Source organism: Exilibacterium tricleocarpae, from assembly GCF_007004655.1.
GTDB lineage: Bacteria > Pseudomonadota > Gammaproteobacteria > Pseudomonadales > Cellvibrionaceae > Exilibacterium > Exilibacterium tricleocarpae.
In genome coordinates this window covers 82,200-96,048 of sequence record NZ_ML660096.1, presented here as the reverse complement: position 1 = coordinate 96,048, position 13,849 = coordinate 82,200, and the positions used below count along the sequence as shown (strand labels likewise).

The 13,849-nt window shown below is 50.1% G+C and carries 9 protein-coding genes and 1 pseudogene; 4 read left to right on the top strand and 6 right to left on the bottom strand.

Features of this window, described 5'->3' with window-relative positions:
- Both FKG94_RS28995 and FKG94_RS16205 read left to right on the top strand, forming a co-directional pair.
- The coding region (locus FKG94_RS28995) for a Kelch repeat-containing protein (RefSeq protein WP_218943552.1) at positions 1-2,525 on the top strand (2,525 nt) is incomplete at its 5' end.
- Between the two features lie 220 nt (positions 2,526-2,745).
- On the top strand, positions 2,746-3,471 hold the full coding sequence (locus FKG94_RS16205) for a hypothetical protein (RefSeq protein ID WP_142905373.1): 726 nt from the start codon (positions 2,746-2,748) through the stop codon (positions 3,469-3,471).
- 509 nt (positions 3,472-3,980) lie between these two features.
- Here FKG94_RS16205 and FKG94_RS29230 read toward each other — a convergent pair.
- Positions 3,981-4,142 (bottom strand): annotated as a pseudogene (locus FKG94_RS29230) (IS4 family transposase); the annotation flags it as partial.
- Positions 4,143-4,839: 697 nt separating this feature from the next.
- On the opposite strand from FKG94_RS29230, the gene FKG94_RS16195 reads away from it, so the two are divergent.
- Positions 4,840-5,445: a TetR/AcrR family transcriptional regulator gene (locus tag FKG94_RS16195; protein WP_142905371.1), complete on the top strand. Its 606-nt coding sequence runs from the start codon at positions 4,840-4,842 to the stop codon at positions 5,443-5,445.
- A gap of 241 nt (positions 5,446-5,686) precedes the next feature.
- Here the strand turns inward: FKG94_RS16195 and FKG94_RS16190 are convergent, their stop codons facing one another.
- The 4 genes from FKG94_RS16190 to FKG94_RS16175 form a co-directional block, all read right to left on the bottom strand.
- On the bottom strand, positions 5,687-6,433 hold the full coding sequence (locus FKG94_RS16190; protein ID WP_142905370.1) for an SDR family NAD(P)-dependent oxidoreductase: 747 nt from the start codon (positions 6,431-6,433) through the stop codon (positions 5,687-5,689).
- A 102-nt stretch (positions 6,434-6,535) separates the two neighbouring features.
- Entirely contained in the window at positions 6,536-7,816 is a 1,281-nt protein-coding gene (locus FKG94_RS16185; RefSeq protein WP_142905369.1) for a serine hydrolase domain-containing protein, read from the bottom strand.
- Between the two features lie 868 nt (positions 7,817-8,684).
- Positions 8,685-9,158: a flavin reductase family protein gene (locus FKG94_RS16180; RefSeq protein ID WP_246125218.1), complete on the bottom strand. Its 474-nt coding sequence runs from the start codon at positions 9,156-9,158 to the stop codon at positions 8,685-8,687.
- Positions 9,136-9,366 (bottom strand): hypothetical protein, encoded by a 231-nt coding sequence (locus FKG94_RS16175; protein WP_142905367.1) that lies wholly within the window; start codon positions 9,364-9,366, stop codon positions 9,136-9,138. Before FKG94_RS16175 ends, FKG94_RS16180 begins: the two co-directional genes overlap by 23 nt.
- Before the next feature lie 600 nt (positions 9,367-9,966).
- Here FKG94_RS16175 and FKG94_RS16170 point away from each other — a divergent pair.
- The gene (locus tag FKG94_RS16170; RefSeq protein ID WP_142905366.1) at positions 9,967-10,998 is read left to right on the top strand and encodes a VOC family protein; all 1,032 of its coding nucleotides are present in this window, start codon (positions 9,967-9,969) and stop codon (positions 10,996-10,998) included.
- Positions 10,999-11,335: 337 nt separating this feature from the next.
- Here the strand turns inward: FKG94_RS16170 and FKG94_RS16165 are convergent, their stop codons facing one another.
- A complete protein-coding gene (locus tag FKG94_RS16165; RefSeq protein WP_142905365.1) occupies positions 11,336-13,753 on the bottom strand; it encodes a TonB-dependent receptor in 2,418 nt (805 codons plus the stop codon).
- Positions 13,754-13,849 lie beyond the last annotated feature (96 nt).

The following is a 13,849-nucleotide window of genomic DNA, read 5'->3' as shown; positions in this document are numbered from 1 at the left end:
GCGACGGCGACGGTGCCATCAGTTACCGCTCGAGCGATACCGGCGTCGCCACGGTGGATGCCGAGGGCAAGGTAACCGCGAGGGGTGCCGGCAGTGTGATGATCACGGCGGACAAAGCGGCCGATGCGCGTTACGCCGCGGCCAGTGCGAGTTATGAGATTACCGTGAGTCTTGCCGTCCAAACGATTACCTTCGAGCAGGCGGGGCCGCTGGAACTGTTGGTGGGCGGGACCCTGAGAAATCCCGCTAGCGGTGGTGATGGCACAGGTGACATCCATTACCACTCGAGCGATCCCGCCGTCGTCACGGTGGACGCCACCGGCAAGGTAACCGTGACGGGTGCAGGCAGCGCCACAATCACCGCGAACAAAGAGGCCGATGCGCGTTACGCCGCCGCTGAGGCGGATTATGACATTGCTGCAGCACCGGCTACGGTGGTTATGAGTGCCTGGATCGGCAGTAGCGATACCCTGGTGGATTTTCCGGCATCAGCCAGTGGGCTGGAGTTCTATCGCAGCAGCAAGGCTGATTGCGATCTGGAGAATTATCCCCTTTGCTCCGATGGGCAGTTCAATACCCTGAGTGGGCAGACGGTAACGGATACGGCGGCCAGGTTAACTCAAGCCGGTCACTACATTTTGCGACATGGCGCCAACGAGGCCGCGTTAACGGTCAACGCAGAGCATTTCTCAAAACGCGCCGAACACCAGGTGGTAGAGTTTAAAGGCAAGCTATGGCTGGTGGGTGGCGATGATGGAGACGATATCTGGTCGTCGCGCGACGGCGTCACCTGGGTTCAAGAGGAAACCAGCGCGGGCTTTGGACCGCGTTTCAATCACCAGGTAGTGGTATTTGATGACAAGCTATGGCTTGTGGGTGGTGCCGTGCGGAGTGGCTTAGGTGGGCGTTTAAACGATGTATGGTCTTCGAGCAACGGTGTCGACTGGACCCAAGTAACCCCCAATGCGGCTTTCTCCGCACGTGCTGGCCACCAGGTGGTGGTGTTTAAAAACGAGCTCTGGCTGGTGGGTGGTTTTGCAGGGGAGGGAAAAAACGATGTGTGGTCTTCGGAAGACGGTCGCGAGTGGGCCCAAGTAGTCACCGACGAAGTTTTCTCTCCACGCTTTGACCACCAAGTGGTGGTGTTTAAGGACAAGCTATGGATGGTGAGTGGTTACGAAGAATTTGGCAGCGAGGCTAAAAACAATGTGTGGTCCTCGGAAGACGGTAAAACCTGGAAGCAAGAAGTCATCAATAGTAATGACTTCTCGGCACGCGACGCACGCGAGGCACACCAGGTGGTGGTGTTTAAGGACAAGCTATGGTTGGTGGGTGGTTACGAGGATTACGATGGGGATCAAAACGATGTGTGGTCGTCGAGCAACGGCGTTGACTGGACCCAGGCAGCCCCTAATGCGGCTTTCTCCCCAAGCGCTGATCACCAGGTAGTGGCGTTTAACGATAAGCTATGGCTGGTGGGCGGTAGCGAAGATTTCGGTCAGAAGAACGGCGATGTGTGGTCGTCGCTCGACGGTATAACCTGGGCCCGAGCAACCACCAATGCGGCTTTCTCTCCGCGCGACGGTCACCAGGTAGTGGCATTTAACGACAAGCTATGGCTGGTGGGTGGTTACGATGGTCGTGTTACAAACGATGTGTGGTCGTCGCCCGATGGTATCGCTTGGACCCAAGAAGAAACCGGCAACGCGGTCTTCTCCCCACGCCAGAAACATCAGGTGGTGGTGTTTGACAACAAACTATGGGTGATAGGTGGTCTCGTGGGGGATTATTATGGGGAAGAGTTAGCGTTGGCTGAAGAAGGGGAAGGAGAGAGTGACTATACAAACGATGTGTGGTGGTCGTCCGATGGTATCGAGTGGAACCAAGTGCTCCCCAGCGGAGACGTTTTCTCTCCACGCTTTGGCCATCAGGTAGTGGTGCTTGACGGCAAGCTATGGCTGGTGGGTGGTATCGGGGGTGAGTTCATTGAAGCACAAACCGATGTGTGGTCCTCGGAAAACGGCAGCGCCTGGACGCAAGTAAGCACCACCGCGCCCGCGAGGAGCGGAGAGGACCAAGTTGTAGTGTTTGACGGCAAGCTATGGCTGGTGGGTAGTGAGGATGTTTTCGGTGAGGTTACAAACTCTGTGTGGTCGTCGCAAGATGGTGACGAGTGGTCGTCAATACCAAATGATGTAGCCTTCCCTGGACGCATGGCGGGGTACCAGGTGGTGGCGTTTGACGACAGGCTATGGCTGGTGGGTGGTCTCACGAGTGATTTCGATGGCGGTTTAAAAAACGATGTGTGGTCGTCGCTCGACGGTAGCGAGTGGACCCAAGTACCCACCAGCGAAGCTTTCCCTCCACGCTATGGCCACCAGGTGGTGGTGTTTAAAAACAAGCTTTGGCTGGTGGGTGGTATCGCCGGTTTCGACGAATACGGTGAGCTGAGAAACGATGTGTGGGCCTCGAGCGATGGTGGCGATTGGCGTAAAGGCTTTCGCAGTATTTTTCAATGGCGATAACACCGGTTGGCAGGGGGCGCATTGCGTCACCTGCTATCGCTCGCTGCAAACCCGGTTTGGGGATAGTTAGACGCCCTTTTTCTTTTTTTGCCACACTTCGGTTTCTCCCTTAATATTGCTCTTGATACTTTTATCCGATTTTGAATGATAGCAGCGGTTCAAAACAGCGCTTGATAGGTTAAAGAGTAAAATACAACAATCGGTCTCGAGGAGATTTCCCATGCTGGTCAGTGTTCGATTTTTGGGTGTCGTATTAGCTTGTCTGGCGCTAAATCTGAAACTTGCTGTGGCGGGAGAAGCGGCGAATGGAATAACGTTGGATTTCAAGCATGGAAAAAGCCTGACTGAGGAGGAGATAAAAGTTGTATCGGAACTCGCGCACGATACGGGAATCTGGGAGATCGAGAGTGTATCAACGGCACCCATGTCCCCTTCGAGTGATTACATGATTTCTGTTCAAGAAAAACCTGTAGAGGAAGGCGCATTCTTCAAGTACAGGGTGCTATCAATCGGCAGTGAGAAATTTTTTTCACTACCACGCCAGCAAAACAGCAGGGAATGGTCCAAATCTCATGGCGGAGCTATGCGGGATGGCTTCTGGACTTTGTCACGCAGGGAGGTTAAATACTACTCGTCTAACTCCAACGGGGAAGAGATAAGAGTAGCTGTTGCTGAGGGTGTCGCGCACGAAGACGTGTCGTTAATTATCTCTGCGATCAAAAATGGGCGTATAGAGTATTCGCACGATCAACTTCGCAAGGAGTTGTCGAAATACGACTGGAAGTTGCCTGGTTATGTCTCGCTGGCAACAGCACAGGTAATCCCTGAATTTGCACCTGCGAATTTTGTACTTCATTGCAGCAACGGTGGAAATACCATTCTTTTCTTTATCCTGGTGAAAGGTGATGTGCTGGTGATTAATGGTTATTTGCCATTGATTAGCTAGTATTTTTGGGATTGCTCCAGATTACCTGACCGATGGAGGCGGACGATAATTGGGCGCAGGTGTTATCAGCGTTCATAATGCTGAGGAGGTATTTTCTTATTCCATTCTTGGAATTGTTTACTGGTAACTCCCAGGCCGACAATAGTACCTTCATGCAGGCTCGACAGATCCGCTAGTGTCATAGCGGTAAATTTTACGACGTTTTCGATTTTTTTTCAGTACAGTAGGTCTCAATGTGATTTTCTATGTTTTTATCCTGCAGGCCTGCACGAATCACTTGCCCCATCACTTCTTTACGCTGTTGACCGGACGGGAAATATTTCTTCTTTCACAGATATTTTGGTGAAGGAAAAGCGGACATTTATTGGGTGGGCGCTCAGGTTATTGAGAGCCTCAAGCACAAATAATAAATCCTATAACTAATTTAGATATGTCGCGCGCTCTAGCCGCGACATATCGCATTGTCGAATAGCCCGAATCAGATCCCTTCATTCAAACAGATTGAGCTAAAGTAACCGTAAAATCTGCTGGAGACTTAAGCTCAGCCTGTTGCAAGACTTGCTATATGCCAAGAGCAAATACATACAAACGGCAATCCAGATCTGAGTCGGTACGACGTTCTTGGATGTGCCTGAAAAAGTGTTGATCTTCAAGTTTTGTTTGATCCACCTTAGGAGAGGTGCGAAGTCCGTAAAGCCCCGTTGCATAAGGCCTGTAGCGCGGGGCGCAGGCAATAAAAAGGTGAACTGAGATCAGTTCACCTTCTTCTGTTGGTGGTGGGAAGGGATGCCGGTTCAAATCCCATTCTCCCAATTAATGTGAACAGTTGCTAGTTTGTGCCAGTTAATGCTGGGCTAAGTTTGGCCAAAGATTCTGTCGATAATTATAGTGCCATTCATAATATCACAGCACTTGAACAAGCCTCTTTGCTTCTATTTTTTGATTAATTTTTCATTCGCCAGGTGCAGGTGTTCAGTTTACAGTGGAATCAGTGTTCAACTTCGAGCGGAATAGGTGTTCAGCTTGATTCGGAATACGCACGTCTACTTTATTGGGGGAGTCTTCGTTGATTTTTTTGTGGGAGAGGTGTTGTATTTGGGGAAAAAGGTATATCTCCTATCCTTCAATTCATCTCGTCTGTTTTGTTTCGAGTAATGCTGTTGATGGCTGATTCAATGCCCCTATAGTGATATACCCCAATAGTAAATTGCGTGCACTTAACTTACTGTTTGAGCTGCAAATGCCAGTTATCCAACGTATAACGTATTATAGGACAAGTTAAGTGCTGATACTGGACTTTTCGCCGCCAACTGTGCGACTATGCCCGCCATCCGTGACAACCCAGCATAGAAAGTAGGCTTATTACGCATGCCCAGGCCAGCACTTACACCCGAGAAGAAGCGAAAAGTCAGAAATGACATCCGTGAAGCGGCACTCAGACTCAGGGCCAAACACAATTCCAGTCAGATCACCGTAAGAGCGGTTGCGACAGAAGCTGGTATTTCCGTGGGCACGTTCTATACCTACTACGAAAATCTGGCGGATTTGGCTCAGGCGCTCTGGAAGGAGCCAGTCGACGAACTCCGCCTGAAAGTTGAAGCCACAGCCAAGAGAGTGAAGGACCCGGTAAAACGCATTCGCAGAATGCTAGAGTGTTATGTGCAGTTCGAAAAAGACCAGAGAACCATTTTTCGCAGCGCATTTCTATTTGTGCGACCGGGCTGCATGAGCAAGCCCGAACAAGAGAGCCTGAAAGGTGAAGTATTTTACGATCACCTGTGCGCTTCAATCATTGAAGGACAAGAGCGCGGTCAAATTCGTGATGGCAACCCCGGTGATTTGGCACAAATGATATGGTCCTCAGTCCATGGCGCATTGGCACTCCCTATCAATATGGATCGATTTAAATTCTATCCCAGCCAGAAAATGGCCAAGCACATGATTCAATTCCTGGTCGAGTCCATAACCCTATGAGAACAATCGACGGTTGGGATATATGTAACCGACTGATATAAAAGACTTATTTTTAATTTGCTAGAGGGAATAATGTCATCCCTCTGGACGAAACACCTCTTCTCAGCTTCAAAAATCAGTCGCTTACAATATTAAAAGTGGCTTTTGCACACTCAAATTGATTTCCAGCCATACTTACACAGAACAATACCATGCACTCAAAAAAGCCAAACGAAGATAGCAGGCCCACAGACTACTGGCGCTAAAAATGTACGTGGCGGGTGCAACACCCATCGGCAACCAGATGCCCGCCAGAGATAAAACTGGCGGCAGGGCTGGCAAGAAAGGCGGTAACCTTGGCAATTTCAACAGGCTCACCCAATCTTCCCATCGGATTTCTCGCCAGCACCTTGGAGAATGCGTCTGGGTTGTTTTGCCTCAAGTTATCCCAAACCCCGCCTTCAAATATAATATCTCCGGGAGATACGGTGTTAACTCGCACACCCTCTTTTACCAATCCCAAGGCCAGACTCTTCATATAGTGGGTCATGGCCGCTTTGGAGGCACCGTAGGCGGCCAGCATAGGTGTACCAACGGTGCCAGCCATGGAGGAAATATAGACTATGGCGCCATTGTTCGATGCTTTCAAATAGGGAATGGCGCACTCGATGCCGGTGACCGTGCCCAATATATCAGTCTTGACTTCTTCTTCCCAATTGTTGGACATGGGGCTAACATTGGCGATGAAAATATCCAGGCCACCCAGTTGCTCCGTAACACCATCAACCCAAACCTTAAAGTTTTCTTGCTCCGTAATATCGACCGCGCTGCCAACCACACGTCCATCGTATTGACCCAGCTTTTCAATTGTCTCGGTGACCTTCTTCTGGCGGCGCGAACAAACGGCTACGTCGGCGCCTTCTTGCAGAAGCTGCTCTGCAATGGCTTTGCCAATACCTGAGGTGCTGCCAGTGACGATTGCTTTCAACCCCTTTAATCCTAAATTCATCTCAATTGCCTTTCAGTAAAAATTAACGTTGTAGCGGCTGCGCTTTATCGACAGTTGAACCGCGTTGCTGAAAAAACTCTCATGCCTTTTTTCACTGGTCTGCTATTCCAGTGACTCGGTTAACGCTTGATAGGTAGCGGTTTTGAGATCCGCTCTGAAGGGGTAGGGGCTACCCATCAACTGGATCATTCCGATCACGGCCAAGTCTTCAACGGGGTCAATCCAGAACACAGTGCCTGCCGCTCCGCCCCAATAGTATTCTCCAGCACTGCCGATCACGCCGGCTGCGGTAGGGTCAGTGACAACCCCAAAGCCCAAACCAAAGCCAAAACCTTTTATGGTCGGGTTTTGGGTTGGCTGCTCTCCGCTTCCCCCCTTCACCAGACCGGCTTGGAGGTGGTTTGTGGCCATAAATTTTACGGTTTTGGTGCCCAAGATACGCCTTCCGTTCAGCTCGCCGCCATTGCGCATGACTTCGGCAAATTTCATGTAATCCATGGTGCTGGAGACAAGTCCCGCACCGCCGGAAAACAGCTTGACATCACGAAAGGCGGCCATCCCCCTGAGGTTTTCGTCCGGTATCTGAGCCAGTTCCCCGGTTTCGGGGTGCAGAAAGTGATTCGGTAAAAAGCGATGAAGCTTGTCGTCAGGTACTTCGAAGAAAGTGTCTTCCATGTCCAAAGGTTCAAAGATGTTCTCATACAAGTATTGGTCCAGGGGCTGGCCGCTGATTCGTTCGACAATCAGGCCGGCAACATCCGTGGCGACAGAATAATGCCACTGGTGACCCGGCTGAAACTTGAGGGGAAGCTTGGCTAGGCGATTTACAAAATCATCAAGGCTCTCGCTCTCTGTCAATTTGGCATCGGCATAGTGTTGATCGATTGGATCAGTCGTCGGATTGAAGCCATAGGACAGTCCCGAGGTGTGCGTCAGCAGTTGTTGCATGGTCATTTCCTGTTCAGCAGGGACCTGCACGCCCTCCGGGTTAAGGACCTGCAGGTCTTTCAATTCGGGCACAAATTTAGACACAGGATCATTCAAATGAAATTTTCCCTGTTCGTACAGTTGCATGGTGGCGGCCACCACGATGGGTTTGGTCATGGAATAAATACGGAAAAGATCGTCTTTTTTGAGAGGGCTGTCATCGCTGGCACCGCGCTGACCGACCGCTTCAAAGTGAACAATCTCGCCCCGTCGCGCAACCATGGTGACGGCGCCCGCCAGCTTTCCTTGTTCCACATAGTTGCGGGTAACCTGTGTGATGCGGTCGAGGCGTTCAGAGGAAAACCCCTGACGCTCCGGGCGAGTTGAAGGCAGATCCTTGGCAAAAGCAGAGCTGGCAAAAATCAATACCCATACAGTGCTGATAATGTTATTCATGGTGGTTCTCGATATTATGGTTGACTTTTGCGTGAGTTCATATTGCCAAGCCGAACGGCACGACCGGAAGAGGTTTTTTCACCCTTAACAAATTGAAAGCCTGCAGAAACAATAGCGCTCACTCTTGTCTTCCAGCTTTTGTCTCTCAGATTACTAAGTTATGTTGAGCAAGTTCACTTTATGATTGTAATCGTAAAAATGTTTGTGTCAATGATCACTGACAGGACATTGGAAACGATGCCCATAACAAATATGCTGAGGTTTGAGACACATTCTGAGCAACAGCTATCGTTTACTGCGGAAACTATTCTAAGTTCGCCAATAGGTTTGGTGACAAGCTTTTGCGCAACCACTGCTTAACGACCCACCGCAATCCCAGAATGCGACCAATGTGTGAAAGTTGTCGAAATTTCGGTCAAAACCTGCATGGCTAAATCGGCCAGCGATGCCGTGAATCGAAGCGCGCTATTCACCTGATGTATGGCCTTTTATTCGCCGGATGATTGGAGGAGCAATGTAGTGTAAAGAGGGTATTCCACTGCCAATCTCTAAATGGGATTTCCCCCGGCCCACCAAAGACAGTGACCCCGGCGTTAACAAGAGCTTTGGTCAGGACCAGCCCAAGCCCAAGCCCAAGCCCAAGCCCTGACGCGGCGCCGGTAATAAAGGCAGTTTTCTGTTCAAAATTGTCCAAAACGATAACTCCTTAAAGCAGACTTGGGCTATTCTCTGTCAGTTTGTAGTGGTATTTCTGTGGTTGACCTGACGTCCTCGCCGTTGCTGGTTCTGAATCCCTTTCAGCAAAGTTTGAGGTGTTGTTCGCTGCTGCCCAGCGGCGAAGGCGTCTCGACACCACCCAATAGTGGAACTAACTTGCCAGAGCCCCGTAACTGCCTCCATGGAAGATCAGGGGAGAACCTTGGGCCTTGCTCATATCGATAACGCGGCCGACGATAATGGTGTGATCACCACCGTCCATGTGCGAGAAAGCCTCGCAGCTGAATCTGGCAAGGCAATCATTTAACAGGGGAACTCCGCGGTTGTCGAACTGGTAAGGGACACCCTCAAATCGATCAATATTCCTGCGGGAAAACTGATGGGATACCTGTTGTTGCCCTTCTTTCAACACGTGTATGGCGTAGTGCTTCGCCTCGACAAACTCTGTGTACAGACCGGAGGATCTGGCAATACTCCAAAGCACCAGAGGCGGGTCAAGGGAGAGCGAACTAAAGCTATTGGCGGTCATCCCAATGGGTTTTCCCGATGGGGATTTAGCCGTGATCACAGTCACTCCGGTGGCAAATTGACTTAAGGTCTGTCTAAATGTTCTTGAATCCTGCATCATTCAGTACCGTTGTCGGTTGGAATCCAGGCGCGCTGCCGGAGAGATACACGCAGACTGGACAGGTTAACAGCTGCTCTACTGTGAACACCAAAGCGCCCTTATCATTGCCTCGGGTGATCTTTCTTTGAGCTTGCTCCGGATAGGAATCAACCTCATCAACGGCTGCCTCTTCAACGACCTGAAAATCCGCAGGAATTGCGCCCACTCGATGTTATACCCCGCTGACTCAGGGTATATTGAACAAGTTCATATTTCGAATTGTAATCTCCGGTATACCAATGTCAACCACTATCAAAGTGAGATAAGGGTGTAACTGCCGGGTAATGGTCGGGGCGAGATGTGCCAAAACCTCCCATCACTCTGGGAACCGGGAAAACGAGTATAAGACATCGGGCAACCGACCAAACAGCACTCATGTCTCGCTGCACTTATATTCCCTTTCACGGATCTTCACGGATTTTCAGTAATGCTCACGGGCGCTGAGAACCCACGAGCGCTCCCCCTCAACGAGCACCACTGCCGCCATCGCGTCCATGTCATTGACATGGATTCAGCTGCCGCGCGCCCAGCACCAGAGTCAGTTAGCTCTGAATGGTCTGCTGGCGTGAGGGTTGACACACACTTTTTATTCAATAGAATTATTTGAACCTGTTCATAAAATTTTATTGGTTAGGTAAATCGCCGAATTCCAGGTTTTATCGACGACGGCATCATGTCGCCGATTTTGCATCATAAGTGTCTAAAGCTTTCCGAATTCGAACAAATACAAAAACTGCTTTTTTAGAAGCAGAGTAAAAGGGAAATAATGAGACCCACGAATCAATCGTTAGTTGCCGATACCACACTGGCGGCATCGCTGGCTAAAACCACCGTCGAAGTCGACCCAAAGGCGTCCGTCAAGGATACCGCCACCAGCATTCAGGGCATTAATCACATCGGCTTGTCGGTCAGGGATTTGGACAAGACATTGTCGTTCTATCAGCGCGCTACCGGATTCGAATTGCTCAGTCGAGAGTTGGTCACCGACAACGCCGATGCCAATAAACTCTTCGGCGCTCCAGGTCTGGAGTATGAGCAAGCGGTAATCAAGGCGCCAAACATGTTGTTTGAGCTGATAGCGTTCGAGCACAATCGAGATTCTCCGGTACACAAAATGCCGGTTCAGGGGCCTGGCATGACGCACACCTGCTTTCCATCCTCAGCTTCAGATCCTGGTTACGACAAGTTTGTGGCGGCGGGTTTGGATGTCCTGAGCCGCGGCTCTTCACCTGTGGATTTGGGTGGCTATGGCGTGACTTATGCCTACGGCTACGATCCGGAAGGCAATATGCTGGAGATGGAGCAGATGGACAAAGAGATTCTCGCGCGTTCCGGCTACGACAGCGCCTTTCAGGATTTGGGCTACCCGATGTGGATGACACAAGTTGCCCTGGTTACTCATGATATTAAACGCCTTATGTCTTTCTATCAGATGGTACTGGGCTTTTCTCCCTATAACGTCGGTGAATACAAGAATCACCCCCAGTCCGATAAAGTGGTCAACGTGGATAACGCGCACGTGAAAGGCTGTTGGTTTCGCATGGACTCCGTTAAGGTGATAGAGCTCTGGCAATATGAGAACCCTCGTACCCCAGCGTTTTCAGGCCAACGCGAGGTAACCGCCCCAGGCTATAGCTTCTCAATTGAGGTCGGGAATATTCAACGGGAATATCAACGACTTAAAGAACTCGGTGTTGCGTTCGTGAGCGAACCGGTGTTGTTGGACAACCTCTGGCAGGCGTACGCATTCGATGTAGATGGCAATGTGTTCTCGCTGCGCCAACCGAAAGATACCTAGACCGAACATTGCGCCAGTTACCGGAGTTTTCGCGCAGAGATCGTTCGATTTAAGAGTGCTCGGAAGCATAAACGTTGCCATAGCAGCGCCGGAGCAAGCATGTGCTCTCAAATCGGACGAGATCAAGTGAAAAACCGGAAAACGTGACAGACCACGATTTGTACCAAGTGCAAATTCACTTTTGGTCTGCATTAGTAGTGCAAACTCAAGAGATTGGAGTGGGCTGGTGCAGTGCTCGGGCTAGGGCCTGTCTGTGCACCGCACCGTAGCGGGTCTGTCAAAATCCGCCTCCCGCAGCGTTTTGGCGGCATTGATCGCCGCCCGTTGCAAACGCCGGTTACTTGTACTCATACGCAATTGACAAGCCAAAGGTGCGCGGCGTGTTGACATACGCACTGATCGTACCCGGCTGGCCTGGAGCGCCAAATATAGACACCAGATTTTCATCATCCGTTAGGTTGCGACCCCAAAACTGCACGCTGACATTGTTGTTAAAGAACAAACCTGTGCTCACTCCTAGATTCTTGATTTGGCGTTCGAAGCGAGTGTCGAGATCACTGAGTTTAACTGAGCTTTCGTATTGGTAATCCGCTCTAATAAAAAAGTCTGTGCCGTTTTCAAGGGATTTGTTATACACAACACCCAAGGCAAGACTTGTGGAAGGTATGTTTTTTGGCTTAGTTCCCGATAGATCCTTCGGCATAGAAGGGTCATCACCTGGTCCTGGAGGCGCGTTTCTAAAATCATCGTAGATGGGATCAAGATAGGTTCCTGCCAAACTGAATGTCCAGTTGTCAGAGGGTGAGTAACGGGCATCGAACTCAAAACCATCCACCGAGGTTTCGCCGGCGTTGGCCTGGAATAAATTCACACCGTCAAATGATCTCACTTGGAAATCTTGCAGCGTCTGTTGAAACACGGCTAGATTTAACGAGACTTGTCTGAAAAATAGCTTCGCGCCAAACTCAAGCACGGTCGCATATTCTGGCGTAGACATACGGGAACCGTACTTTGGGTTAGAGGAGTTTATACCTGCGGCGTCTAGCGCTGCCGCATCATTGATATCCGGGCGAGAGAAGTTGGATAAATCCCAAGATGAAGACTTAAAGCCCGTCGCTTTACTGACATAGAAGTTCATATTGTCATTCAGCCTGTAGGCTAAGCGCAGCACATAGGTGGTCTTACTGTCTTCAGACTTACCACTTTCAACCACATTGGGAAATTCAACAACGGGAGGCCGGAATTGCAGACTGGCCAACGGGCCGTTTGCTAAAAATCCCAGGCTCGCAAATAGATCATCATTTTGAAGCTCTGTTAAAAACGCTTCTTTTTTATCTTTGGTATAGTTGAGACCTAGCGTTGCCGTCCAGGACTCATTAATGTTGTAGTCTAGGTTACCAAATACAGAAAAGTCCTTATTGTCTTGTCCGATTCGATAGAGCGCAACATCGCCGTCCGCGAAAGTCGAGCCTGCGGGCAGCCCCAACGATCCTTCCAGTCCTACGAGGGCGGTACCGTCGCCATTGCCGCCTACTAACACATCGATAAAAGGTCGTAAGTCAGGACCGTTTCTTATTCCATCCTCCAGAGATGCTTCTTCGTCAAAATAGAACCCGCCCACAATCCAGTCTAGTGGGCCATCTCCCGTTGAAGTCAAGCGAAGCTCCTGACTAAGGCCCTTAATGTCAGTTCCAGGGTCGCCAATCCTGAAGCTGGTATTGAGAGATTCGTCACCTATCTGACCGGCATTCTGCACTTCATTGATTCGGTAAGCCGAAATAGAGGTTAAGCTAAAGCCATCAAAATCAAGGTCAGCATGTAGAGAAATGCCACCGTCTACAACCTTAGTTCTAGTCGGTACAGCAGCGGTGTGTTTGCGCGGAAACGCCTTACTCTCGTTCAATACGGCACCACCCAGAAATTCTATGGCCGGTGCAAGTGGGCCCTGGACGACATCTACTGATGCACAGCAAATTTCATCAATTTTGCTGTAGTCGGCGATGACGCGCAGGCGCGTGTGATCGTTTGGTTCCCAAAGTAGTTGGCTGCGAATATTCCAGCGATCTTTGGAGTCGTAGTCCTCTGCGCCAGCTACCAAAGCCTTGGTATAGCCATCTCGCTGGTTGTAGCCTCCTGATAAACTCAGCGCTACTTTATCGGAGACACCAGCGGAAATAGAACCCTTGAGGATTCTTTGATCATAATTGCCCAGGGTTACTTCAACTTTACCTTCCGGCTCATAGGATGGCGCAGCTGTAACAATACTGATAACGCCCGCTGAAGCGTTTTTACCAAACAACGTACTTTGCGGACCACTTAACACTTCTACGCGTTCAAGTTTTGGCAGATCAGAAATGGCACCGGTGGCGCGAGAACGAAAAACACCGTCAACGAATACACCAACCGAGGGCTCCGTGCCCAGAGCCGTAGGGCTAGCAAACCCCCGGATTGAGAAGGATTGGGCGGAAACAAAGACGTTGTTGTTGACTCGCAGAGTTGGAACCAGTGTTTGCAGGTCAGCAAGTTCATAGATTTTAGCCTGTTCTATGTCTTGACTGGTGGTTACATTAACGGCGATGGGGGTATCCTGAAGTGTTTTTTCCCGCTTTGATGCGGTTACTATTATTTCTTCTAATCCAAACCCTTCATCGTCTTGCGCCAACACCGCAGGTACATTAACGGCGCTGGCGACCACAGTGACCACCGTGGTGGTAAGTACAGATTTCTTGAATAGACTATCGGTACGCTTGTGCATGGTTATGTGCTCCCATCAATTATTGTTATGATATAACAGTGCATTTAGAGCGGTATAACGGGCGATCAAACTGTTTCAGTATATTTTCAGTTACTA